Raw genomic sequence first — 24,558 nt, 5'->3', positions numbered from 1 at the left:
GCGTAAATGATGTCAGCATCGGTCTGCTGGCCATAGCCCCATTGTCGCAATTATGGGGACTAAGTACAAGGATTACTCGCTGGTCATAAAGGATTTAGGCGAAAGCTTACCCATTCCGATCATCGGGTTGATCTGACCAGATTGAATCAGCGCCATGGTCAAAACGCCATCGTTTAAAACAGTATCCCGCGTGTCTGCGGCATCCTTGGCCGGGGCAGCACTATCAGTCGTCGTTTCTTGACCTGTACTGGCCGTGGTGGCTACTGACTCCGCAGGCTGTTGATCAGCACTCGTAATTGAATCGGCATCAACTGGTGCCTCGACGATCTGGTCACTCGTCACTGGTTGTTCAGTGGCAGCCGATTGCACAACCGCATCAGCTGGCAAGGCAGCCAACGTTTGCGTCAGTCGGTCCACCAACATGGTTTTTCGATTGATCGACACGCGTTGAACACTTTGTTCAAACGCTCGTCGCTCACCCAACAAGATCAGCGTTTTCTTCGCCCGCGTCACCGCAGTGTACAACAGATTACGTTCCAGCATCCGCGAGTACTGCATCACCATGGGGAGGATCACCATCTGAAACTGGCTCCCCTGTGCCTTATGGATCGACGTACAGTAAGCCAACGTTAGCCGGTTCCAATCGTTGCGGTTATACGTCACTTCGGTCTGGTCAAACGCAATGGTCAGCTTATCAGCCTTGTCTTCATTACCCTTATCCTTCGCCATCGTAATCCCGACAATTTCACCAATATCACCGTTAAACACGTTGTTTTCCGGACTGTTCATCAGGTGCAGGACCTTATCACCAATTCGAAAGATCTCGCCACGAAAGTCAACTTGTTTACGATGGGACTCGGTTTGCGGATTCATGATCTCTTGTATGATCGTATTTAACCGGGTAATGCCAGCTGGTCCGCGATACATCGGGGCAAGTACCTGCACATTTTCTGCGGAAAAGCCCTTCTTTTTGGCGCGACCAATGATCTGTTCGATAACCGACGGCATTTGCGCCTCCGAACAGCTAATGAATGACCGGTCAGGCTGGTTTTGGTCAAAGTCATCTGGCAACCGGCCCATTTTAATATCGTGGGCCAGCGGAATGATCGATGATTTTTCACCCTGACGGTAAATGGTATCTAGTTCCATTGCCGCTACCCGTTGACTGGCTAACAGGTCATGGAAGACCTGTCCAGGGCCAACTGATGGCAACTGATCCTTATCCCCAACAAGCACGACCTGCATCGTGTCCGGAATTGCCCGCAGGAGTGTCCTGAACAAAAAGACGTCCACCATGGACATTTCATCGACGATTAGGAGCGCACCCTCCAGGTCCTTAGCAGCGTTGGCATCATTACCTTCGCGACCAGTCAGTCCCAGCAACCGGTGAATGGTGCTTGCTGGCAGTCCGGTGGTCTCACTCATCCGCTTGGCTGCCCGGCCGGTTGGCGCGGCGAGCAGAATCGGAAACGGTTTATCCTTATACTGATTGATATCGAGCGAATAGTCGTGTAACCGGGCATATAGGTTCACCAGCCCGTTGATGATCGTTGTTTTACCGGTCCCAGGGCCACCCGTTAGAATAAAGACTCGTGACTTCATCGCGGTCAAAATGGCTGTTTCCTGCGAGTCATCATAGTCAATGCCGAGATTACGTTCAACCACGCGCATCTGTTTTTCAATGGCATCGTCGTTAAAGGACTTCAACTCGTCGCCGTTTGTGATCCGGTTCAAGTGTTCCGCAATCTGCCATTCCGTGTCGTAGAGGGTCTTCAGGTAGATCTTGTCACCCTCACCGACCACTTTTTGAACCTTCGCCAGGGCCAGCAATTGATCAGCAACCAATTTGGGGTTAACCGCCTCATTTCGACTGGATTGCAGTGACCGAATGGTCCCGGTTAAGAGCGGTTGGGCAGTCGTATAGGTATTGCCATCCTGCATGGCGAGTTCGTTAAGTTCCTGCAGCAGACCAGCCTGAATTCGCTGGTCAGACAACGCACCGATGCCGAGTTGCTCTGCAATTTGGTCCGCCCGTTTAAAGCTGACCCCGTTAATGTCTTCGACCAGCTGGTAAGGATTGTCCTGAATGATCGATAACGTTTTTTCCTTGTAACGGTCGTAGATAGCACTTGCGAGCAAACTCCCAAAACCATAGCCGTTTAAGCCGATGATAATTTGTTCAACACCGTTGTTTTCAGCAAGATTGGCCACAAGCGTTTGTTTGACCTTAGCTGAAAGCCCGATATCGGCCAAAACGCCGGCATCTTTATTGATCTGATCAATTGCGGTTGGGCCCAAGGCGTCCACAATTTTTTCAGCCGTCTTTTTCCCAAGTCCGGGAAATTCATCACTGGCAAGGTACCCGATCACGCCTTCACGAGACGTCGGGACTTCGCTTTGATAGTTGGCCGCCTGAAATTGTTTGCCGTATTTCGGATGGTCAACTAGCTGGCCAAAAAAGCGGTACGGATTTTCTTCCTTAATGTTGGCAAAATTTCCCGTGACCACAATTTCACTGTCCGTCCAGGTCATGTTGGTCTGCTGGACTTTCACTAACAGGACCTTATAGAAACTATCGGGACTTTCAAAGAAGGTCGTGGCAACTCGGCCGACAATGTATAGCTGGTCATTCGGCTGGTCGTCGCCAAACAAGTTCATATTTTCGCTTGCCATCTTGAAACACCCTTCCTACTTTTGATTGTCCTGATCGGTTTTTTGCTTATTGAGAAACGTTTGAATATCTTTTAAACGAGATTGACCTTTTTGGTAATAATCCGGGTCAAGCGTCTTTGCTTGGTCAAAAAAACTTGTGGCATCCTGGCCTAAAACAACTGCGGCAATTCCGCGGTCAAACTGGGCATGGCCGTTTTTAGGTTCAGCCTTCAGCACTTGGTCGTAATAGTCGGCTGCCTGGTTGAAGTTCCCCAGTGCCAGTAAATTATCGGCAATCAGTTGGTTGACCTGCGGATCTTGTTTATGCGTATCGCCGGCTGTGATTGCAAACGCCAGCGCTGTTTTGTGGTCACCGTTGCCCATGTAGCTTTGCGCCAGCATAAGGTAGGCGTCAGCTTGGAGTTTTTTATCCTTCACCTGTGAAAATTGTGCGATGGCCTTTTGGTACTCGCCTGCTTCGTAGTAGACGTTGCCCAGGCCATACGTCAACGTATCCTTGGCCTGACGACTCTTATCACCAAACATGCCCATGGCCTTCATCAGGAGCTCCTCAGCTTGCGAGTAACTCTTCAGATTAACCAGTAAGGCGCCTAAATCATAATAGGTGTGATAGTTATCCGGGTCATCGTCAATTTCTTGAATCAATTGGTGCATTAATTTTTCGGAAGCTTTTTGTTTTTCATCGCGCTCCGTCGTTTTCTTATCGTTAGCCATTTATTAACCTCGTTTAAATTGTGTCGGTTGCATCGAGTTGTCGTTTTAAATAATCTGTTTTATTCCACGCAATCAGTTGAAAACTGGCACCGTTGTCAGTTGTTTCAAGAATCGTCGTCGACGTGTTCGTCAAGCCGCCGCGGTCTCGTAGATGCGCCAATGGCGTCCCCAGCAGGGCATTGATTTCAGCGTTTAAGGCAGCCCCGTGACTCACAACAAGCACGTTTTGATCTGCTCCGCCATTGGCATGCACGATCATTTGGATGGCCGGCGTCATGCGGTTGATCAGTTCTTGAAACGATTCCCCGCCAATCTCAACCGGCTTGTACTTGTCCGGGGCATTGCGAAACGCCTCAAATTCAGCCGGAAAGGTTTTCTTTGCGTCAGTAAAGGTCATGCCTTCCATCCGTCCCAGATGAAACTCTTCCAGTCGGCTCAGCAAACTTAACGGTATGTCATCAGGCAGATCATTCAGCACAGTCAATGCTGTGTCGCGTGCCCGTTTGATGGGACTGGCGTACACGTGACTGAACGTGACCTGTTTTAAAAATGTCGCCGCCTGATGAATCTCAGCATAGGATTCGGGTAGCAGTGGCGAGTCACCGCCAGCGCCCTGATAGCGCGATTCCAAGTTCCATTCAGTCTTGCCATGACGCAGAAAATATAGTCTCAATGCAATCCCTCGCTTACTCATTTTCTTAAAAACAATCAGTACTATTATGCCAGTTTTCATAGCGAATTTCAAAGTTTTACACGCTGACGAGCCCGGTGAGGCACGTCTTTTTAAAACAATCGAGTAGGAGGTAATTGATTAATTCAATTACCGACCTCTCACACCACCGTACGTACGGTTCCGTATACGGCGGTTCAATAATTTAAGCACTTTGTATTGACTGGAGTGTCTTGCTCATATTGATGAGTCCAAGGCGTTCCAGTCTTTTGTTTGTCAGAGTATAGGTCAATGTCTTGCTATGCGCAGTTCGCCAATAACCCTTACGGGTATTGGCCATTGTATAAGCACTGGTGCCAGAAAGCCCCAGTTTTACAAGATGATTGACCTTTGTTTTGAGCTTCTTCCACTGTTTCCAAATATACTGGCGAATCCTTGCTCGCAACCATTCGTCTAAGTGACGGATAAAATTGGTCATTTTCCCGACCGAATAGTACTGTAACCACCCACGCATCTTTTGATGAATCTCGTTAAACACCAGGTTTAACGAAACGCCCCGATTGCGCTTGGTCATTTTCCTGAGTGCAGACTTGATGCGTTGCTTGGCCTGCCAAGCAGGTCGTGCATACGCACCTCCTCGACCAACCCCCAAGGAAAATCCCAGGAACTTGGCCCGCAGAGGCGAACTTACTGATGTCTTGTCCTCATTGACGGTGACCTTTAGGTCGCCTTCAAGAAAGCGAGTAACATTAGTCAGAACCCGTTCTCCAGCACGTTTGCTTCGGACATAAATATTACAATCGTCCGCATAGCGGACAAACTTATGACCTCTGGAAGTTAACAGCTTATCCAGTTCGTTGAGATAAATGTTAGCCAAAAGTGGCGATAAGGGGCCACCTTGAGGGGTGCCTTTATCACTTCGTTCAAATAGACCACCATTCATGACACCGCTGGTTAGGAAGCGACGAATGAGATGCAGTATCCATGGATCCGTAATATACTGCTCAATAAATTTAATAAGCAGATCGTGGTTGACCGTATCGAAGTATGCTTTTAAATCGAGATCCACGACATAGTGATAGCCCTGATTGTAGAACTGAACCACTCTATCAATGGCATCTTTAGCACTTCGATTCGGTCGGAACCCAAAACTATTATCTGAGAAGACACGCTCAAATGTTGGCACCATGACTTGCGCCATGGCTTGTTGAACAAGTCGGTCAATCACAGTTGGTATTCCGAGCTTGCGTTTACCACCATTAGGTTTTGGAATTTCAACCCGCTTAACGGGACGAGGCCGATAGGTCTCGTTTTGTAAAGCTTGCAGTAATTCCTGTTTATGTTTCCTCAAGTAGGGCAACAGTTCGTCAACGGTCATTCCGTCTAGTCCTGCTGCACCTTTGTTTCTGCAGACGCGAAGATAAGCCTCGTTCAGGTTATTTCGGTCTAAGACTAACTCTTGAAACTTAGTGCCGTTCATCATCGTATTTTCACCAGAGTCAGTGCTACGCACCCCGACTTGTTCTTGGGCTTCCAGTCCTACTGTCCGCCGGCGGTCAGCTTTTTCTGTATTCTGCGGTTGTTGCACTGTCTCCACCTCCAATATCAATGATGACCTATTATTGTTCAGCCCTTCGTGGCAGATACCACTACTATGGCCTCGGCTGACTCCTGTATCGTTCTGCACCACATCACTGCGATGTTTGTTCCTGTGGCGCTTAGCGCGCCTCTTGTCGGGAACGTACGATACAGGCCTCCCCGGGTAAGAACGCCCACTTTCGTACCATGTCATTGCCAGCTTTACTGCGATGGCCTCGAGTAGTATTGGACTTTGGTTTGTTTGGCAACCTCGTCCGACCAACACAGCCTTATAGCTGATTCTTGTACATCAATGCGGTACTTTGTCGCCGACTTCCTTCAGATTCCACCTCACGATGGACACCCTTGTCATTGACTTGCGGTTCCGACTACTACGGCCCGCAACGGACTTTCACCGTCTAGTTGGCGCCCATGCCGGGCGCACCAAAAAACGACGCCTAACCTCCGAAGAAGTTAAGCGTCGTAATTGGTTTAATTAGATATACTGTAACTCGCGGTCCTTGCTGTAAGCAGCGTCGATAATGGCACTACCAAGGCACTCCTGACCATCGTAGAACACAACGGCCTGACCGGGTGTGATTGCCCGAACAGGATCGTCAAATTCAACTGTGACCTTCTGCCCATCATCTGATAGGTGAACAGTGACACCAGTATCGGTCTGACGGTAACGGAACTTCGCTGTACAGTGGAAGTCCTGACCACGATCAATGGTGTTGACCCAGTGAATATCAGAGGCATCCAGATGCGTGGCATAGAGATGCTCGTTATGGTACCCCTTACCAACGTACAAGATGTTCTTCTTCAGGTCCTTACCAATAACGAACCAAGGCTCGTTATCCACACCATCACCGCCGATACCAAGACCGCGACGCTGACCGATGGTGTAGTACATCAGCCCAGCATGCTGGCCCTTCTCTTCACCATCAACGGTCATCATCTTACCTGGTGTCGCTGGCAGATACTGGCCTAAGAACCCCTTGAAGTTCTTCTCACCAATGAAGCAGATCCCAACGGAATCCTTCTTATCAGCGGTTGCCAAACCGGCATCCTTTGCAATCTGACGCACCTCTGGCTTTGTAATGTCACCAATTGGGAACATCACGCGGTCAAGCTGCTCAGTTGATAACTGACTCAGGAAATAGGTCTGATCCTTGTTGGTATCTACGGAACGCATCAGATGCATGTGACCGTCTGCATCGCGGTTTAACTGTGCGTAATGCCCAGTTGCAATGTAGTCGGCCCCGAGGTCTAGTGCGTAGTCCAAGAAAGCCTTGAACTTGATCTCCTTGTTACAGATAACGTCCGGGTTAGGTGTCCGCCCCTTCTTATACTCATCCAAGAAGTACGTGAACACACGGTCCCAGTACTCCTTTTCAAAGTTAACGGAATAGTATGGAATACCAATTTTGGCAGCCACCTTTGCCACGTCTTTGTAATCTTCTGTGGCGGTGCAGACCCCGTTGTCATCAGTGTCGTCCCAGTTCTTCATGAACACACCAATGACGTCGTATCCCTGCTGCTTTAACCGCAGCGCGACAACGGAGGAATCTACCCCACCGCTCATGCCGACAACCACACGTGTTTGGCTGTTGTCTTGCATAAAATCACCATCACTTCTGTTAAGATTCTGGAGAATCCACGAGTTGAAGGTCGTAAAAATCCAGTAATTTTAAGTGTACGCGCTGGTATGGGGCATTGCAAGTAATTTAGCTTAGAGTGTGGAAGAAGGGCGGTTAAAGGGTGGAGCCTAGTGGACTTTGACGATATAAGCCCGGGCTTGGCTTATATCGTCGAAGTCCACTAGGTGCAACCCTTTGCCCTTCTGGAACATGTTTCGGCTACGTTGTCAGAAAACGGTTTACCTCTGGCAGAAATCCCTGCCTTTGGGATTTTTGCCAGAGTCCCTTATATGGCCGCCTCTTGCCCTTCTGGAACACGTTTCGGCTACGTTGCCAGAGTGTAGAACAACCCCTGTTAGAACACAAAGAGTTCATCAAATATTAGGCATCCAGTCCGTTGCATTCCGCAATTTGGCACGGAGCTGTTGTGGCTCGCGATGAAGCTAATTTGATTTCTGCTACGCAGCTCTCAAATGGATCTCCATCGTCTCGCACATCAGTAACCGACCCAAAAACGGTCGCTAACTGATGTCGACACCACAGCTCCGTGCCAAATTGCTGCATTCCACTCACGTTGAGCAAATTTTATCCTCTGGTCAAGTATCACAATAGTTTTAAACCTGGTTTGTGGATAATCCGCCCTCGACTGCCTCTAAGATTCTCTACGGCAATGCATCGTGCAACGGTCAAGTGAGTCCTAATGAATAGCCAGAATTCCTCACACCATATCAGCATTCTCAATGATAATAACGAGAACCGTATTGTAGTGAAATTGTCAGACATGACGAGCTGTAGTATCGGAGTTCATTAGCGGCCAACCTTAATCGATTACGCATAGGAAAAGCATCAGACATTCACCAGTTTCGGAGTAAACACGCTTCTGTCATAGCGCCAAAAGCTAGTCGAATCCAAACACAAACAATATGATACTTTGCTGTCACATAAAAAAATTGCGTCAGAATTCCTCCTCAATCTTAACTAATCTGTTGAAATAATTATCTCGAAGTCTAAAGAAATTTTGCTCAGTATCCCTTTATTGGCATACAAAAAGCGCTCAAAACGCAGAGATAATTCCCCACGTTCTGAGCACTTTCACAACTTACTAGTCCGCAACCGTCTCAAACACATCGCGTTCAACAAACGATTCCATCAAATAGTGGAACTGCTCTGCGAATTCATCCGCCCGGTCCATTTTGAACAAGTTGACTTCCCGCGTGCCCTTTGAAGCCACGGCAGCCATTTTAAAGCCGTCCAGCGTGCTGTTGATCATCACTTTCAATTCAATACTTGAATTGAATGGTGACTTAGGATCCAACGACCGTTTCAGACTAAAATTACCGACCTTCGTTTCCTGAAAGCCGAGGTCTTTCAATGTGTATTTTTTAACGTTACTGCTAATTGTATAGGCGGTACTATCGCCCTGAAGCGTTACCGTTTTATTAAATGCCATTATTGATGCACCTCATTTCTGGTCTTTAACCGCGTCACAATTTTCGAAACGGCACTGATCAGTGCCTGAATGTCGTCCTCAGTTGTGTACCGGCCAAAACTGATTCGGATGGATTCGGAAATGCGTGGTGAATCCGCCCCAAACATGGCGGTCAGAACGTGTGATGGTTCGATTGACCCGGCCGTACATGCTGAGCCGCCTGAAACGGCAATCCCCGCCAGATCCAGGTTGGTCTGCATCACATAGGTCGACACACCCTTGATCCAGATGTTCATCACGTGCTGCAAATTTGTTTCAGCCATCGACCCGTTGAGCGCAAAGTCCACGCCGGCGTTCGTCAGACCATCAATAATTTCTTGTTTGAACTGGTGATACTTTTCTTGCCGGTGTGCCTTTTCGTCAGGGGTAATCGTTTGAACCGCTGCTGCAAAGCCCGCAATACTTGGGATGTTTTCAGTCCCAGCACGCCGCTTTTCCTCCTGGTCGCCGCCCTTCATGAAGCTCGGGAAGTTGATGCCAGTCTTACGGTACAAGAACCCAGTTCCCTTAGGACCATTAATTTTGTGGGCAGACGTTGACAGCATGTCGATATGATCACGCTTCACATCAATGTCTAACAACCCATAGGCTTGAACGGCATCCGTATGGAACCAGGCTTGGTGGTCCTTTAAGATGTCGCCGATTTCGTGAATCGGCATGTGTGAGCCGACCTCATTATTCCCCGTCATGATGGTGACCAAAATCGTATCATCACGCAGCGCAGCCTTAAAATCGTCCAGACTGATCTGCCCCGTTTCATCAACTGGTAAATAAGTGACCTCAAACCCACGCTTTTCGAGAAAATGCAGTGGCTTTAACACCGCCTCGTGCTCGATGGCCGTGGTGATAATGTGCTTACCTAACCCTTCGCGGGCAACTGCCGTTTGCATGATTGCGGTGTTATCTGACTCAGATCCACCGCTGGTAAAAATAATTTCGTCATCGTCCGCATTTAAGCTCTGCGCGATGATGTGGCGCGCATTTTCCAACAGGGTGTGGGCTTCGCGGCCCAACCCGTACAACGTTGAAGCGTTGCCGTACATATTGGCTAACTTGTCAGTCATTTCAGCGAGGACCTCTTTTGAAATCGGTGTTGTCGCTGCGTTATCCAAATAAATTTCCTTCACTGCAATTCCCTCCGTCTTATTCTGCTGCTAGTAAGGCTAATAACATCTTGGCTGAGTGCTTGCCAGCCTCGATAATGAAATCGTCAAAACTAACGCCGGCGTTGTCGTCGCCAACGTCTGACATGGCCCGAACGACCACGTATGGTGTGTGGAACTGGTTAGCCACTTGACCCACGGCAGCGCCTTCCATTTCACTGGAGAGTGCGTCTGGAAAATGGCTTAAGATGGCATCTGTCGCCGCCTTGCTGGCAATGAATTGGTCGCCAGAGACGATGAGCCCCTGCTTAACCGTTAACCCAGTTGATTGGGCTGCTGAAGCAAGCTTTCCCAACCATTTTTCATCCGCATCAAACCGGGCTGGCTGTTGCGGTAACTGGCCGTATTCATACCCAAATACTTGGGCATCAACGTCGTGGTAAGCCGTTTGCGTCGATAACACAACGTCGCCAACTTTCAACCCGTCACCAATGCCGCCTGCAGAACCAGAGTTGATCACAACGTCAACGTGGAACCGGCTGATCAGCAAGGAAGTGGTTAACCCAGCTTCTACTTTACCAATCCCTGAACGGACTAAAACAACGTCCTGGCCGCTGATTCTGCCCTGGTAAAAATCAATACCGGAAATATCGGTCGTAAACCCGTCCTGAAGTGCTTCTTTTAACGTTGCGATCTCTTCGTCCATCGCGCATAAAATACCAACTGTCACTGTCGTTCTTCCCTTCTATAAACCCTAAAATTCAACAAATCTCAACACTAAAAAAACGATAATGATGCCTAAACTCAATCCAGCGATTGCCCAATTTAAACGATGCTTGAGCCGCTGAATCTTTTCTTCATCAAAATTAGCCGTCTGAGCAGCCTGTTCAGGATCACCTTCTGGGTGTTGCTTCGCGTAACGTTTTTCCGCTTGAACCCGTTTACGATCCCGTTTTAAAAATGCATCCTGCTCAGCTTGCTGTTGCTTGCGGTAGGCAGACCGACTTAGGGGCTGCTCTTCTTGTGGTTCTTGAACCTGTTCGTCAGAATTGCGACTTGCCATTGCGGTCACCCCCTCAATCTTGTGCTTGCTTCAGTTGCATTAATTCAAAGTACCAAACGGCCATGGTCGTTTTGGCGTCTTCGATCTCACCCGTGGCCATCAGCGCCTTCAATTCATCCAGCGAATAGGCCTTTACATTCAAATCTTCACCTGGATCACGTGGCAATTCATCAGCAACCGGTTTGAGGTCTTTGGCCACGTATAAGGTCATGTACTCGTCAGAAAAGCCAACTGATGAATAAAAGCCAGTCACCTTCTTTAACTGAGTGGCCTGCAACCGAATTTCCTCATTCAATTCCCGGTTGACGGCGTGCAGTGCATCCCCGTTATCCCGATCATCCAACTTACCTGCCGGAATTTCCAACGTCGGTTTGGCAATTGGTGACCGCCACTGTTTAACCAATATCACCTTGTTGTCATCCGTAATGGCTAGCACCGCAACAGCCCCGGCATGCCGAACAATTTCTCGGTAGGACTGGTGGCCGTCCGGCAGTTCAACGGTTTCTCTTTCAACGTTAATGATTGCGCCATCGTAAATCTTCTCGGTACTGATAACCCGTTCTTCCATCTTCATCGTCACTCGCTCCCCATTCTTCTTCAGTCATGTCATCGTCGTGACTTGTCATGACCCAGTTTACCAGAATCAGAGCCAGACGCAATTGTTCCCCTATTCTTTAGGGGTTTCTTCAGAAGTTTGAGCGCTTGCCTCATCTTGCTGTGATACCGGCCGGACGCGTGCCGCCTGCGGTCCTTTTTGCCCCTCAACGATCACAAATTCAACTTCTTGACCCGGCTGCAAACTCTTATAGCCCGCCATTTCAATGCCGGTATAGTGCACAAAGACATTTTCACCGGTTTCAGACTTAATAAAGCCAAACCCATTTTGTTCATTGTACCGATCTACTGTACCTTTGATCATGTGTTTCACCACCTATTCAGACAAAAAAGGATTCAAAACAACAGCTGTTTCGAACCCTCTTTCGATTAATTTCAGTCACCCTTATCAGGTGCGAAAGTCCACATTTTTTAGCTACTAATAGTGTACCAGTTTCGTCAAGTGACTGGCGACTAATTCGCCCTTTTAAATGTGTTTTTTATGTTGTGATTAGTCTTCGGCCTTAAAATCGTCGAATTCAACACCCTTGGTTTCAGGGAAGTTTTCACGAACAATTTTGGCACAACGCGCACAGAAGTGTGGGTAATCTGGATCGACCCCAACATCTTGAGTCGTCATCCGGCAACGGTCACAAACCTCACCGGCAGCGTGGGAAACTTTGGTGGCAACGCCATCGTCAAAGTTTTCAGCATCAGCAGGCGCATCAGCAATCGCGTGCACTTCAAGGTCTGAGACCATTAAGACCTGGCGCACATCAGCACCAAGGGCGTCAATGATAGCCTTGTTCCGGTCGTCAACGTAGAGGTCCAAACGGGCTTCCAGTGACTTCCCGATGAGTTTTGCATCCCGCGCTTCTTCCAACGCTTTCAACACATCACTCCGCAGTTCCATGAACCCTTCCCAGGTCTTAAGAACAGCGTCTTCGTTGTCAAAGTGTTGTGGGGTTGGCATTTCAGCTAACTGCACGTAGTCTTCTGGTTCCTTTAAGAAGGGCCAGATTTCCTCAGTCGTATGTGGCAAGATTGGCGTCAACAACTTGGTCAAGCCGACCGTCATTTCATACAAAACAGTTTGCATTGAGCGACGCGTATGACTGTCTTCTGGGTCGATGTACAAGATATCCTTGGCAAAGTCCAGGTAGAAGGCAGACAGTTCAGAAATGAAGAAGTTCATGATCTGCTTGTAGATGTCTAAGAAGTCGTAAGAATCGTACTTCGCCTTCAAGTCAGCAACAAGGTGGTTGTACTTGATCAGCATGTACTGGTCTGCGGGTTCTAAGTCATCGTAAGCTAACGCATTCGTCTTTGGATCAAAGTCGCTTGTGTTAGCAAGCATGTAACGGACGGTGTTTCGAATCTTCTTGTAGGCGTCAGACGTCTTCGTGAAGGCTTCCATTGAAACCCGCACGTCAGCACTTGAATCCACTGAAGAGACCCACAACCGAACGATTTCAGCACCCATTTGCTTAATCACTTCTGCAGGCGCAATCGTGTTGCCAAGTGACTTACTCATCTTATGGCCCTGACCATCAAGGGTGAACCCTTGTGACAAGACTTGTTTGTAAGGTGCCTTACCAGAAACGGCAACGCTGGTGATCAAACTGGAGTTGAACCAGCCACGGTACTGGTCAGACCCTTCCAGATACATATCAGCTGGGTAGCTGAGTTCTGGCCGCGTCTCCAAAACGCCTTGGTGAGATGAACCAGAGTCGAACCAAACATCCATGATGTCAGTTTCTTTGGTGAACTTGCCGTTTGGTGAATGTTCTGACCTAAACCCATCTGGTAACAGGTTCTTTGCGTCACGATCAAACCAAACGTTCGACCCGTACTTTTCAAACAGTTGCGCAACGTGTTCGATCGTTTCTTCGGTAATGATGGCTTCACCATCTTCACCGTAGAAGATCGGCAGCGGCACACCCCAAACACGTTGTCGTGAGATGACCCAGTCGCCACGGTCACGAATCATGTTTGAGAGCCGCTTCTTGCCCCAATCGGGGAAGAATTCAACGTCTTGAATGGCGTCTAAGATCTCATCGCGGATTTTATCCACAGATGCGAACCACTGCGGTGTTGCCCGGAAGATAACTGGCTTCTTAGTCCGCCAATCAAATGGGTAACTGTGTTCGTAAGGCATGTAGTCCAGTAACAGGCCAGCATCCTTTAACTTGTCCAGTGAGATTTGGTTGGCGTCATCGTAGAAAACACCTTCAAAATCGGGACCAGCTTCGGCGGTCATGTATCCCTTATCATCAACGGGAACAAGGATCGGCAGGTCATATTTTTGACCCACGTAGAAGTCATCTTCCCCAAAACCAGGGGCAGTATGGACCAAACCAGTCCCAGCATCAGTCGTGACAAAGTCGCCCATCATCGTGACCAGTTTACGGTCTTCATAGAATGGGTGTTGGCAAAGGACACGGTCAAGTTCTTGTCCCTTAACGACCTTCAACGTTTTCACGTTCTTCCAGCCAAACTTCTCGGCACAATCATCGAGGAGTTCAGTGGCAACAACGAACTTCCGGTCTTCACCTTCAGGCTGAACAACCGAATAGTCAAAGGTGGCATCCAAGGTGATCCCTTCAGATGCTGGAATGGTCCACGGTGTGGTTGTCCAAACAACGAGGTAAGTGGTCCCATTTTCCAGAACGCCCTTGCCGTCAACGACTTGTTCACCGTAAAAGGCAGATGGTGACGTCACGTCATGGTATTCAACTTCGGCTTCCGCCATGGCTGATTCTGATGACCATGACCAAAAGACGGGCTTCTTGCCACGGAAGATCAAGCCGCGCTTTGCGAACGCCCCAAAGGTCCGAACTTCTTGTGCTTCAAATTCAGGCTTCAATGTCAGATATGGGTTATCCCAATCACCGGCAACACCTAACCGTTTGAATTCTTCACGCTGACGATCAACTTGTTCCAGCGCATACTTACGACAGAGTTCACGGAACTCAGTCGTAGACATCTTTTTACGGTCGTAACCCTGTTGTGTCAATTTCTGTTCAATTGGCAGTCCGTGGGTATCCCAACCAGGAACGTATGGTGCCCGGAAGCCGTTCATGGACTTGTAACGGACGATAAAGTCCTTTGAAATCTTGTTTAACGCGTGGCCCATGTGAATGTCGCCGTTCGCGTATGGTGGGCCATCATGTAAAATAAATGTTGGCTTGCCTTCGTTTAATTTTTGTCTTAATTGATAGACGCCGTTGTCTTCCCAAGCCTTTTGTCGTTCGACTTCTTTGACTGGCAAGTTGCCGCGCATCTTGAACTTGGTTTTTCCCAAGTTCAGCGTATCTTTAACCCGCATTAGGGTCCCTCCTTGAATTATCGCATGGCAACAAAAAAGACCTCATCCAAGGGACGAGATCTTCGTGGTACCACCCAATTTTTAGAATTTAACATTCTTCTTACATGACGATAACGGGTCGAACCGGCTTGGCTTACTACTTCAGCCAAACAGCTAGAAGATGATCCGTCAGACAACAGGGACCGCCGAACTTTCACCAGTTTTCGGCTCGCTTATATGTATCTTATCTGACTTGCTGTTCTTCATGTGCGGTATTCATTTACGCAAATCACTACGCCTTTTGATCATCATCTGGGAAGATGACCACCGTTTCGGTCCGCGTATCGTGCTTCGGATCAACCGGTTGGTCAGCATCGTAAATCTGATCGGACTCATCATCTGCTTGTGAGTCTGAGTCTACGCCATCATCAGCGTCATTGTCAAGACTGTTCTCAGAAATGGCTTTTTTAATGTCTTCGTAAGAAGAAGACCCATCATCCTTCAATAACTCATTCCAGTTATCTGACTTGATCTCTTCTAACTGTGATTCCAACATGACTTGCAGGCGTTGGCGGAAGACCCGGGTACTCTTCTTCAGATCATCCGTCTCAACGGCTAACTGCTTGGCACGATTGGACGCTTCTTCAAGTAACTGGTTGGCCTTATCGGTAGCCTCACTCACAACGTCATTGGCTTGCTTTTGGGCCTCACGATTAATGATGTCGGCTTCCTTTTGGGAATTTGCCCGCACCTTATCGGCAGCCTCCTGCGCAACAATGATGGACTGGTTCAATGAATCCTTCAAATCATTGAAGTACTTGAGTTTTTCGTCGCTGGCAGCCAGCTGATCCGTTAAACTCTTATTTTGATCAAGGGTGATCTGATAGTCCTTAATAATTTGTTCCAGAAAATCATTGACCTCATCAATGTTGTAACCACGTAACTTTGTCGAAAATTCTTTATTATGAATGTCCAGTGGGCTTAGTACCATAAGTGTTCCTCCCCGTTTACTTGTGTAATACTGACAACGTGACGCGCAGCTTATCACGCTTTGTGACACCATCAACACTGTTTAATCTAACTCGGCCAAACCCGCGAACGGAAATAATATCCTGGTGTGCCAACTGATAGTCGGGACGCTCAAACTCATTCCAGTTCAGTTGAATTTTGCCAGCCTCGATCAGTTGTTTGGCATGGTGTCGAGATAGATGAAAGGCTGTAGCAACAACGTTATCGACTCGCGCCGAGGACAACGTAGTGGTTTCATACTCCCACGCCGTTAACGGCACAATGTGCGCCGACAATTCCATTGGCAGCAACCGAACCTTGATTTTCCCCATTCGGGTGACCTGGTCGCTAATATAGCTCGCCATTTCACCCGTGGTGTACACCTGCCAGCGCGTGCCGTCAGTGATGATATCACCAAGCACGTCCCGGTCGATACCAGCCGCCAGCATGGATCCCAAGATCTGGCCATGGTGCAACTCCGTGAACTTAACCGGATAGTCAATTTCAAACAAGTTCACATCAAAGTCCGAGTCACTTGTTTCAAAATAGTCCGGATAGATCAAGCCACGCTGCATTTCCGCACCCGGATAACCGCCATTTTGCCGCAGTTTAACATCCGTTTCACGGTTCACCAATGTCTCTAAGATATACTGCTGACGCGGGTTCAAAAAGTGGGTCAAAATCGGCCGATATTCATCATTGGCCTGTTGAATCCAACCTGTGGCACTTTCAATAAAGGCGGCTTCCTCCTTACGAAAGTGCTGTGCGATGTTGTCAGCCAATTCAAACTCCTCCTACAAAACCAAATAGATGTGACAACTCAACTCACGAACTGTAAAAGAAGTTGGGCAACATACTGTAACCCGTAATTGACAACTTGCAACACGATCAAGGCAACGATCGGTGCAAAACCAATCATCCCAATGTGCGCAAAGTTAAACCAACGTTGAAAAGGCTCCACAATTCGTGCCAGGAATTGGCCAAATGCCGTTTGGTAGGCTCCTGGAAACCAGCTTAGTAGTGCGTAGATCACAATTGCCCAGCTATAAAGCTCGATTAAGTGTGACAACACCCAATAAATCATACTAATTGCTTGGACCAAAGACTCACTCCTTAATTGAGCTTATCGTTTAAATTTGCTGAGATGTCGCCCTTGATTTCGAAATTACGCGGCGTGCACAGAAAAATCTGATCACCGACCCGCTCAATGTCGCCCTCAATAGCAAATACCGTCCCAGTCAAAAAATCAATAATGCGCCGTGCTTGTCCCTTTTCAATGTGGCCGAGGTTCACAATGACCGCCTGATCTTTGATAAGCCGGCTTGCGATTTCTTGGACATCAGAGTATAGGCGCGGTTCAAACAAGGCAATCTTGTTCATTGACGGTCGCGGCGCATTAATTGAAACGACCTTGCCGCCATTACGCCGCGGTGCCGGTGTTTCAACAGGTTGCTGATTACTGGTTTCGCGGTCATCCGGTTGCTGGTAATCAGTCGTCTCATCGTAATCGTCGTCAATGCCAAAAAAGCGGCTCATACTAAATTTTCCCATTCTCTTACGCTCCTTTCGCAAACTCGGTTAGCGTAACTTAGTCTTGCTTCCGGCGATGCTTAAAGAACGGCGGGGTGTCTAAGCCCGAATCATCACCGTTTTGGTTATCAAGGTCATCGCTGTTAAAAACGCTGAAATCAGGCTTTGAAACGCCGTCAAATTCGCTTGCGTCTTGTCGATGACTGACCATGTGGTCGTTGTTAGACTGCGTGTTACCGTTGTCTAACCGATCAGAATCTAATTGTGTGTTGTTTTGTGTTGATTGGCTGTCTGACTGGTTATCAGTGCCTAAGTGACGGGCACTGCGCGTTGCTGGCCGACCGCCCTTGTTGCGTTGGTCGATCCCAGTTGCGATCACAGTCACGCGAACTTCATCACCAAGGTTTTCGTCAATTGACGTCCCGAAGATAATGTTCACGTCACTCGTTGCAGCTGAAGAAACGATCTCAGAAGCTGCTTGGGCTTCAAACAGAGACAAGTCTGGGCCACCAGTGATGTTTAACAGCACTTGTTCAGCGCCATCAATTGAAACTTCAAGCAGTGGTGACGAAATAGCTTTCTTAGTGGCATCTTCCGTCCGGTTTTCGCCGTTTGCTGAACCGATCCCCATCAAGGCAGAGCCCTGATCCTGCATCACTGTCTTCACATCAGCAAAGTCCAAGTTAACGTAACCAGGACTGGTGATCAGGTCTGAGATTCCTTGAACACCCTGACGCAACACATTGTCAGCTTCTTGGAAGGCTTCCATCATTGGCGTCTTCTTGTCAACGATCTCCAACAGACGGTTGTTCGCAATCACGATCAGTGTATCGACGTTTTCTTTCATTTGGACAACGCCTTCAGCAGCAAATCGGCCACGCTTAGGCCCTTCAAACGTAAATGGCCGGGTAACGACCCCAACCGTTAAGGCACCCTGTTCCTTGGCTAATTTTGCCACGATCGGTGCGGCACCGTTACCAGTACCGCCGCCCATGCCGGCTGTCACGAAGACCATGTCGGCACCCGCTAAAGCTTCGCCGATCTGTTCTTCACTTTCCTGAGCAGCCTTTGACCCGATCTCAGGATTCGAACCTGCGCCTAACCCGCGAGTTAGTTTCGGTCCTAATTGAATCTTAGTTTCAGCTTTTGAAGCTTCAAGTGCCTGCACATCCGTGTTGGCCACGATAAATTCAACGCCCTTAACGTCTTCTTCGATCATTCGGTTGACGGCGTTACCGCCACCGCCACCGACGCCGATAACTTTAATGTTGGCACTATGGTTCTGTGTCGAGTCTAACGAAAATTCCATTTGAAATCCCTCCAGTGGTTCGAATTAGTCAAAGAAGTCGCTAAAGAATTTTTTGAATCCTTGACTGCGCTTTTTAGTTGTCTGCTTATTGCGTTTTTCAGTTGTAGCAGTCGCCTGCTGAGGTGCAGCTTGCGACTGTGAGGTCGTTGCTGGTGCCGGCTTTTTTGCAACCTGTGAGGCTAACTGTTGGTTGCCAGCAAGCGCTGATTGCACAAGCAGATCCACCTCATTGAGCTGACCGCGATAGTTGACCAGCGAAAGTGCCTGGGTAAATGACGGGTGTCGTAAGCCCATTTGGTCGGGAATTGAGACCCGGACTGGTACATCGTCAAAGTCGGCCTTCAACAGGTCGACAATGCCGGGTAACGCTGCCACCCCACCGGTCACCACGATACCGCCTGGCAGAGATAACGCGTTCGTCGCCGCTAACTGACCCTTAAGTTTATCAAAGATCTGCGATAACCGTGCCTCAATGATCTCAGCCAGGTACTGTTCCGTGATTTCCGTTGGTCTGGACTGACCCACAACATCAACTGGGAACTGGTTGTCCTCAGCCGCGCGAGTTGCAGCCGCATACCCGTAATTGCGTTTCAGCTTTTCCGCATTTTCAATCGACGTGTTCAACACCACGGAAATATCCTTGGTGATGTAGTCGCCGCCTTCAGGATCCACTTCGGCATACTTTAATCTGTGATCATGGATGACAGCTGCGGTCGTTTGACCGCCGCCCAGATCCAGTAAGATCGTTCCGAAATCCTGTTCACCATCGCTTAAAATACTGAGCCCCTGTGCAATTGGACTCACAACCGCTAACTGCGGGTTTAAGCCGGCTTGCTCAACTGCCTTTTTCGTATTATGTACGATCGTCTTGGGACCCGTAAATAACATCCCGTGCATCTCTAATCGAACACCAACCATGGAACGCGGATCCTTAATGCCATCAAAACCGTCCACGACAAACTCATCTGGGACCAAATTAATGATCTCTCGTTCTGGTGGTAAATTTTGAATGATTGCCGCAGATGCGACATCACGGACATCCTGATCCGTAATTTCCCGAGCCTGGTCGCCAATGGCCACCATCCCGTTTACCGGTTCGATCTTCAACATGTTGGCAGAAATGCCCACCACCACGTCATGAATCTCAATACTGGCTTTCTCCTCCGCAGATTTAACTGCATTCTTGATTGCCTCACTTGCCTTATCAATATCAACAATGACCCCACGACTGAGTCCGGATGAACGTTCATTTCCTACCCCTAAAACATTCAATTGACCGTCCAAATACTCAGCCACGATAACTTTGATTGAGGTCGTCCCTATATCAAGTCCCACGTACATACCTGAAGTATCCATCATGCAGGAGCCTCCCTTAATTCCGACATATTCATTCATTACCTAAATCGTCGTAGTTTACAACTCAGTTTACCACAAATACACACTGATAAAAAAGTGCTAAGTTCCTACAGTGACGTCATTTTAACTTGAAAATGGGTAAGAATATGCGCCGATTTCCAAATTGACCACGCCATTGCGTTTCATTTTTGCTGCAATGCTTGGATAATACGCCATTTTAGCCGCAAATGTTGATAAAGTCGCGTATACTTCGTTGCCATCGTTCATGAAAACATGAATGCGTTCCGGATTCGATTTTGTTGGAGAAAATTGAATTTCCGAAATGCCCGTCTTAATTTTGGGCTGCAACTTGGCAAATTGCAGGATCATCTGGTGGAGCCGGCGTGCTGACGTGAACTTGTCGTACACCGGATAATTACCAGTAGGCTGCTTTTGTCTTTCTTTTGAGATCACGCCGGATTCAAGGGCAATGCGGTAGTAGCCATTGCTGGGCACAAACCCTGCCGTTTGATATTCGACCACGTGAATCGCCAGTTGATTGTGTTTTTTGATCTTAAACGAGATCGATTTTACTCGCGGATACGTCTGCTTCACCCGTTTAGAGATCTGTTTAGCATTCTTACTAGAAACTTTATAAATTGAATCCCCAGTTTTAAGACCAGTCATCTTTTCAACGCTGGCTGTTTTGACAACCCGGTTGCCAGTCACTGAAATTTTAGAAATATGGCTAATGGGGGTCGCAAAATACCCGGCAACCAGTAAGATCACCGCAAAGATGCCGACCAGGATACTCATCCGTTTGAGCAACCGGCGATGCTTTTGATGCTTTAACCAGGGCAGCTTTGCCCCGATCCGTGACGGGCGGCGCTGTTTCTTAGCCGCCTTTTCACGCTCTTCTTGTTGATTTTGATATTTTTCCCACGGTGTCACCGCAACCTTGCGATTCGACCGCTTCCGGTCCAACTTAAAGGCCATCTCCCATTCGCCCCCTCCTAGAATCTCTTAATGGGTCTTGCCTCGTCTCGGTTATTGATGGGCGGTGATGACCGAGCGTAGCAGTGCCACCATCTCGGTTGCTGCCTGTGGCTTCCCTAATTTCTTAGATGCCGCAGCCATTGCCGCCTGTTTACTTGGGTCAGTCATCAACTGATTGACCGTGCTGACCAAGGTTTCCGGTGACAGGTCAGCCTCGGTAATCATTAAGGCTGCGTTTGCGTCCACGAGACTCTGCGCATTCTTCGTCTGGTGATCCGCCGTCACGTAAGGACTTGGGATCAGGATCGAAGGCACACCTAACGCAGTCAGTTCTGCCAGGGTCGTTGCCCCGGACCGGCCAACAACGGCCGCCATTTTAGGGAGCACTTCCGGCATGTTGCTGATGTACGCCTTGATGGCAATGTTTGGTGCCTTCAGGTCCTTGATCTGCGCCATGACATCGTCGTAACGTTTAGGGCCTGTCACGAAGACCACCTGGTAGTCCTTAGTCGCAAACGTTTTAAGGCTTTCAACCATCACTTTATTGATCTTCAAAGCGCCTTGTGACCCGCCGACAACCAGCAGCGTTGGTTTCGTGTTATCCAACCCAAAGCTTGCCAGATCAAAATGACTGTCAATATTAGCCACTTCCTGAGCCCGTGGATTTCCAGTCATCACGACCTTGTCAGCAGGAAATTGATCACGGGCCATCTCAAAGTTGATGGCGATCTTGTCGACGTACCGGCTTAAAAACTTATTCGTCATCCCGACCACACTGTTTTGTTCATGAATGACCGTTGGGACGTGTTGCTTAGCAGCCGCGTACAGGACGGCGCCAGAAACGTAGCCGCCAGTTCCCAGAACAACGTCCGGCTTAAACTCACGAACGAGTTTTTTAGCGCGGTGCACACTCTTCAAAAAGAGATACACCGTCTTAAAATTTTCCAGTGACAACGACCGCTTGAATCCCTGAATCTCCATTTCTTTAAACGGGATCCCGAGTTCTGGAACAATCGTGCTTTCGATACCACGTTGTGAGCCAACGTACATGACTTCAGCGTTTGGATCCTGGCGTTTAAGCTCATTGATCACGGCCAAGGCCGGATAAATATGGCCGCCAGTCCCACCGCCTGATACCATTAATCGCATTATTGTTCCTCCTTTTTACCAGTCAGTTGTTCAACCGCCTGAATAAATTTATCCCCACGGACTTCAAAGTTCGGGTACTGATCCCAGCTCGCGTTGGCAGGTGATAACAAAATGACGTCACCAGGTGCACTCATTGCATAAGCTGTTGGGACAGCTGTTTCTGCATTCTCACTCATTTCAATCGTGGCCACACCGGCAGCCTCAGCGGCTTCTTTGAGCAGATTCTTTGTCTCGCCAAAGAGCACAATGCCCTTCACGTGGTCCTTAAAGAATGGCACAAGACGTTCGAAGGTGTACCCGCGATCAAGACCACCAGCTAGTAAAACAACGGGTTGTTTGAAGCCCTTTAATGCCATTTCAGTCGCTTCCATGTCCGTTGCCTTAGAGTCATTGTAAAACTGGCGTCCCTCACTGGTTAACACGTACTGAGTGCGGTGACGAACGCCGCCAAAGGTGGTCAAAACGTGCTTAATTGCAGCGTTTGATTTGCCCTCGATCTTAGCGACTGCAATTGCAGCCAACGCGTTTTCAACGTTGTGGTCACCTGGAACCTTGATCTCGGCTGCGGGCATAATCAGGTCATCCTTAAAGAACAAGTTGCCGTCTTTTTCATAGGCACCGTCTTGAGTGACACCCGTGCGAGAAAATGGCACAACGTGTGCCTGCGACCGTTTGCTGAGCGCCACTAATTCTTCTGAATCAAAGTTGACCACGAAGTAATCGTCGGCAGTCTGGTTCATCGTGATGCGCATCTTTGCGTTCACGTAGTTTTCACGCGTTTTATGATAATCCAGATGGTTCGAAAAAATATTTGTCAAAACAGCAATATGCGGGTGAAATTCGGTGATGCCCAGAAGCATAAAGCTTGAGGTTTCAAGGACCAATGTATCGTCAGGCGTCATGGAAGCTGCCACCTGACTGGCAGGGATGCCGATATTGCCAGCATAGGCACTGCGGCCAGCTGGTCGTTCCTGATTGAGCATCTTCGTAATCATCGTCGTGGTCGTTGTTTTCCCATTACTGCCAGTCACAGCAATCAGTTCAGCCTCGTTAATTTCACTGGCCAACTCGATCTCCGTAATAATTGGCAGTTTTTGCGCTAACGCCGCCTTAACGATCGGCACATCGTAGGGAATCCCAGGATTTTTGACCATTAAATCAAACCCAGCGTCTAACTGATCTGGCGTCTGTTCGTCAGTTAAGACCACATAGTCGCCAGTAGCGTTCAATTCTTGTGCTTCCGCATTTTTATCTAGCGGTTGCTGGTCGGTCACGGTAACGACGGCGCCAAGCTGATGAAGCAGTTTAGCTGCGTTAAAGCCGCTTTTTGCGAGTCCCACTACGATTACCCTTTTACCCTGATACGTCTGAATTGCCTTCATTTTTCTTATTCCGCCACCTATTTAAATTTAAAACTCATCATTACTTGTGTTGCGTACTACCACATTGCCCAGAGTCCCGTTGCTGCAGTCACCAGACTGATAGCCCAGAAGGTAAGATCGATCCGCCATTCACTCCACCCCTTCATTTCAAAGTGGTGATGAATTGGCGACATTAAGAAGATGCGCTTGCCCGTGAGTTTAAACGAGGCCACCTGCAAGATGACACTAGCGGTTTCACACACGTAGATCAACCCGATCCAGAGCAGCGATAGCTCATGATGCAGCAAAATAGAGACCGCTGCAAGGGCGCCACCAAGGGCTAATGAACCCATATCGCCCATGAAAATTTTTGCTGGCTTGTGGTTGTACACCAAAAAGGCAAGCAGCCCACCAACAACGGCAAAACAAAAGAGCATGACGTCGTACTGGTGTTGATGTGCGGCAATGATGCCGTAAGTTGCAAACGAAATGGTGGCCACCCCGGCAACGAGTCCGTCAAGGCCATCTGTCAAATTGACCGCGTTTGAAAACCCGACCAACCAAAACGCAACGAATAAGAAATAGATCCAGCCCAGATTCAAATTACCAAAACCCGGAATAACGATGCCAAGTGGCAACCCTTCGTGCACGTAGACCATAAGGAAAACGACCGCTCCGACAATTTGGCCAAGCAATTTCTGCCAGGCTTTCAATCCTTCGTTTTGCCGACGGAACAGCTTGATCGAGTCATCCCACATGCCAAGCAATCCGTAAAGGATCAAAATAAACAATAAAATCAACAGGACGGGCGACAGCAAGTGTCCCACGGCCCCAGCAATTAATGAGCCCACAATAATTGCGATAATGAACATCAGACCACCCATCGTTGGTGTTCCCGATTTTTTTTCGTGCCATGAAGGCCCTTCTTCACGAATCATCTGACCCTCATGTTTACTTCGGAAATACCGAATCAGGGCTGGCATACAGACCAGCGTAATGATAAAGCTAATCACAAACGCAATTGTTGAACTCATTGATT

22 protein-coding genes are annotated in these 24,558 nt (G+C 48.4%); all 22 read right to left on the bottom strand.

Features of this window, described 5'->3' with window-relative positions; genetic code table 11:
- Positions 1-72 precede the first annotated feature (72 nt).
- Positions 73-2,673, bottom strand: coding sequence for an SF1B family DNA helicase RecD2 (gene recD2 / locus AYR61_RS10725; RefSeq protein WP_054707880.1), 2,601 nt, complete (start codon positions 2,671-2,673; stop codon positions 73-75).
- A 15-nt stretch (positions 2,674-2,688) separates the two neighbouring features.
- A complete protein-coding gene (locus tag AYR61_RS10720) occupies positions 2,689-3,387 on the bottom strand; it encodes a tetratricopeptide repeat protein (protein WP_054707884.1) in 699 nt (232 codons plus the stop codon).
- Between the two features lie 13 nt (positions 3,388-3,400).
- Entirely contained in the window at positions 3,401-4,081 is a 681-nt protein-coding gene (locus AYR61_RS10715; RefSeq protein WP_056987901.1) for a histidine phosphatase family protein, read from the bottom strand.
- 181 nt (positions 4,082-4,262) lie between these two features.
- On the bottom strand, positions 4,263-5,645 hold the full coding sequence (gene ltrA, locus AYR61_RS10710) for a group II intron reverse transcriptase/maturase (protein ID WP_065900954.1): 1,383 nt from the start codon (positions 5,643-5,645) through the stop codon (positions 4,263-4,265).
- Positions 5,646-6,131: 486 nt separating this feature from the next.
- A complete protein-coding gene (mnmA, locus tag AYR61_RS10705; protein WP_054711380.1) occupies positions 6,132-7,256 on the bottom strand; it encodes a tRNA 2-thiouridine(34) synthase MnmA in 1,125 nt (374 codons plus the stop codon).
- A 1,121-nt stretch (positions 7,257-8,377) separates the two neighbouring features.
- Positions 8,378-8,725, bottom strand: a complete 348-nt coding sequence (locus AYR61_RS10700) for a DUF1831 domain-containing protein (protein ID WP_065902952.1) — start codon at positions 8,723-8,725, stop codon at positions 8,378-8,380.
- On the bottom strand, positions 8,725-9,891 hold the full coding sequence (locus AYR61_RS10695; RefSeq protein WP_054711378.1) for a cysteine desulfurase family protein: 1,167 nt from the start codon (positions 9,889-9,891) through the stop codon (positions 8,725-8,727). The genes AYR61_RS10700 and AYR61_RS10695 overlap by 1 nt, the downstream gene beginning before the upstream one ends.
- Before the next feature lie 16 nt (positions 9,892-9,907).
- Positions 9,908-10,597, bottom strand: coding sequence for a 5'-methylthioadenosine/adenosylhomocysteine nucleosidase (locus tag AYR61_RS10690; protein ID WP_065902950.1), 690 nt, complete (start codon positions 10,595-10,597; stop codon positions 9,908-9,910).
- Between the two features lie 24 nt (positions 10,598-10,621).
- Positions 10,622-10,930 carry a hypothetical protein gene (locus AYR61_RS10685; protein WP_054711376.1) on the bottom strand — a complete coding sequence of 103 codons (309 nt, stop codon included), beginning with the start codon at positions 10,928-10,930 and terminating at the stop codon, positions 10,622-10,624.
- A 13-nt stretch (positions 10,931-10,943) separates the two neighbouring features.
- Complete coding sequence (locus AYR61_RS10680; RefSeq protein ID WP_056987185.1) at positions 10,944-11,504, bottom strand: NUDIX hydrolase; 561 nt, start codon at positions 11,502-11,504, stop codon at positions 10,944-10,946.
- A 93-nt stretch (positions 11,505-11,597) separates the two neighbouring features.
- A complete protein-coding gene (locus AYR61_RS10675) occupies positions 11,598-11,849 on the bottom strand; it encodes a cold-shock protein (RefSeq protein WP_054711374.1) in 252 nt (83 codons plus the stop codon).
- 186 nt (positions 11,850-12,035) lie between these two features.
- A complete protein-coding gene (gene ileS / locus AYR61_RS10670) occupies positions 12,036-14,852 on the bottom strand; it encodes an isoleucine--tRNA ligase (protein WP_065902948.1) in 2,817 nt (938 codons plus the stop codon).
- Positions 14,853-15,123: 271 nt separating this feature from the next.
- Complete coding sequence (locus AYR61_RS10665) at positions 15,124-15,822, bottom strand: DivIVA domain-containing protein (RefSeq protein WP_056987186.1); 699 nt, start codon at positions 15,820-15,822, stop codon at positions 15,124-15,126.
- A 16-nt stretch (positions 15,823-15,838) separates the two neighbouring features.
- A complete protein-coding gene (locus AYR61_RS10660; protein WP_054711370.1) occupies positions 15,839-16,621 on the bottom strand; it encodes a YlmH family RNA-binding protein in 783 nt (260 codons plus the stop codon).
- A 38-nt stretch (positions 16,622-16,659) separates the two neighbouring features.
- Positions 16,660-16,923: a YggT family protein gene (locus tag AYR61_RS10655; RefSeq protein ID WP_056987199.1), complete on the bottom strand. Its 264-nt coding sequence runs from the start codon at positions 16,921-16,923 to the stop codon at positions 16,660-16,662.
- Between the two features lie 29 nt (positions 16,924-16,952).
- On the bottom strand, positions 16,953-17,390 hold the full coding sequence (locus tag AYR61_RS10650; RefSeq protein ID WP_065902946.1) for a cell division protein SepF: 438 nt from the start codon (positions 17,388-17,390) through the stop codon (positions 16,953-16,955).
- A gap of 37 nt (positions 17,391-17,427) precedes the next feature.
- Positions 17,428-18,678, bottom strand: a complete 1,251-nt coding sequence (ftsZ, locus tag AYR61_RS10645; protein WP_065902944.1) for a cell division protein FtsZ — start codon at positions 18,676-18,678, stop codon at positions 17,428-17,430.
- A 24-nt stretch (positions 18,679-18,702) separates the two neighbouring features.
- Positions 18,703-20,034 carry a cell division protein FtsA gene (ftsA, locus tag AYR61_RS10640; protein WP_065903914.1) on the bottom strand — a complete coding sequence of 444 codons (1,332 nt, stop codon included), beginning with the start codon at positions 20,032-20,034 and terminating at the stop codon, positions 18,703-18,705.
- Positions 20,035-20,157: 123 nt separating this feature from the next.
- Complete coding sequence (locus AYR61_RS10635; protein WP_054711366.1) at positions 20,158-21,009, bottom strand: cell division protein FtsQ/DivIB; 852 nt, start codon at positions 21,007-21,009, stop codon at positions 20,158-20,160.
- A gap of 51 nt (positions 21,010-21,060) precedes the next feature.
- Positions 21,061-22,158 carry an undecaprenyldiphospho-muramoylpentapeptide beta-N-acetylglucosaminyltransferase gene (gene murG / locus AYR61_RS10630; RefSeq protein WP_054711364.1) on the bottom strand — a complete coding sequence of 366 codons (1,098 nt, stop codon included), beginning with the start codon at positions 22,156-22,158 and terminating at the stop codon, positions 21,061-21,063.
- Positions 22,158-23,540: a UDP-N-acetylmuramoyl-L-alanine--D-glutamate ligase gene (murD, locus tag AYR61_RS10625; protein WP_065902942.1), complete on the bottom strand. Its 1,383-nt coding sequence runs from the start codon at positions 23,538-23,540 to the stop codon at positions 22,158-22,160. The genes murG and murD overlap by 1 nt, the downstream gene beginning before the upstream one ends.
- 56 nt (positions 23,541-23,596) lie before the next feature.
- Positions 23,597-24,553, bottom strand: coding sequence for a phospho-N-acetylmuramoyl-pentapeptide-transferase (mraY, locus tag AYR61_RS10620; RefSeq protein WP_056987188.1), 957 nt, complete (start codon positions 24,551-24,553; stop codon positions 23,597-23,599).
- Between the last annotated feature and the right edge of the window lie 5 nt (positions 24,554-24,558).

It is taken from the genome of Secundilactobacillus paracollinoides (assembly GCF_001702155.1).
In the GTDB taxonomy this organism is placed as follows: domain Bacteria; phylum Bacillota; class Bacilli; order Lactobacillales; family Lactobacillaceae; genus Secundilactobacillus; species Secundilactobacillus paracollinoides.
The sequence above is the reverse complement of the archived record's forward strand: the minus strand, read 5'-3'. Positions and strand labels throughout refer to the sequence as shown.

Bases quoted from the DNA above. Each gene is read 5' to 3' on its own strand.
- recD2 (WP_054707880.1), bottom strand. From the start codon at position 2,673: ATGGCAAGCGAAAATATGAACTTGTTTGGCGACGACCAGCCGAATGAC.
- AYR61_RS10720 (WP_054707884.1), bottom strand. From the start codon at position 3,387: ATGGCTAACGATAAGAAAACGACGGAGCGCGATGAAAAACAAAAAGCT.
- AYR61_RS10715 (WP_056987901.1), bottom strand. From the start codon at position 4,081: ATGAGTAAGCGAGGGATTGCATTGAGACTATATTTTCTGCGTCATGGC.
- mnmA (WP_054711380.1), bottom strand. From the start codon at position 7,256: ATGCAAGACAACAGCCAAACACGTGTGGTTGTCGGCATGAGCGGTGGG.
- AYR61_RS10700 (WP_065902952.1), bottom strand. From the start codon at position 8,725: ATGGCATTTAATAAAACGGTAACGCTTCAGGGCGATAGTACCGCCTAT.
- AYR61_RS10685 (WP_054711376.1), bottom strand. From the start codon at position 10,930: ATGGCAAGTCGCAATTCTGACGAACAGGTTCAAGAACCACAAGAAGAG.
- AYR61_RS10680 (WP_056987185.1), bottom strand. From the start codon at position 11,504: ATGAAGATGGAAGAACGGGTTATCAGTACCGAGAAGATTTACGATGGC.
- AYR61_RS10675 (WP_054711374.1), bottom strand. From the start codon at position 11,849: ATGATCAAAGGTACAGTAGATCGGTACAATGAACAAAATGGGTTTGGC.
- ileS (WP_065902948.1), bottom strand. From the start codon at position 14,852: ATGCGGGTTAAAGATACGCTGAACTTGGGAAAAACCAAGTTCAAGATG.
- AYR61_RS10665 (WP_056987186.1), bottom strand. From the start codon at position 15,822: ATGGTACTAAGCCCACTGGACATTCATAATAAAGAATTTTCGACAAAG.
- AYR61_RS10655 (WP_056987199.1), bottom strand. From the start codon at position 16,923: ATGATTTATTGGGTGTTGTCACACTTAATCGAGCTTTATAGCTGGGCA.
- AYR61_RS10650 (WP_065902946.1), bottom strand. From the start codon at position 17,390: ATGGGAAAATTTAGTATGAGCCGCTTTTTTGGCATTGACGACGATTAC.
- ftsZ (WP_065902944.1), bottom strand. From the start codon at position 18,678: ATGGAATTTTCGTTAGACTCGACACAGAACCATAGTGCCAACATTAAA.
- ftsA (WP_065903914.1), bottom strand. From the start codon at position 20,034: ATGGATACTTCAGGTATGTACGTGGGACTTGATATAGGGACGACCTCA.
- AYR61_RS10635 (WP_054711366.1), bottom strand. From the start codon at position 21,009: ATGGCCTTTAAGTTGGACCGGAAGCGGTCGAATCGCAAGGTTGCGGTG.
- murG (WP_054711364.1), bottom strand. From the start codon at position 22,158: ATGCGATTAATGGTATCAGGCGGTGGGACTGGCGGCCATATTTATCCG.
- murD (WP_065902942.1), bottom strand. From the start codon at position 23,540: ATGAAGGCAATTCAGACGTATCAGGGTAAAAGGGTAATCGTAGTGGGA.
- mraY (WP_056987188.1), bottom strand. From the start codon at position 24,553: ATGAGTTCAACAATTGCGTTTGTGATTAGCTTTATCATTACGCTGGTC.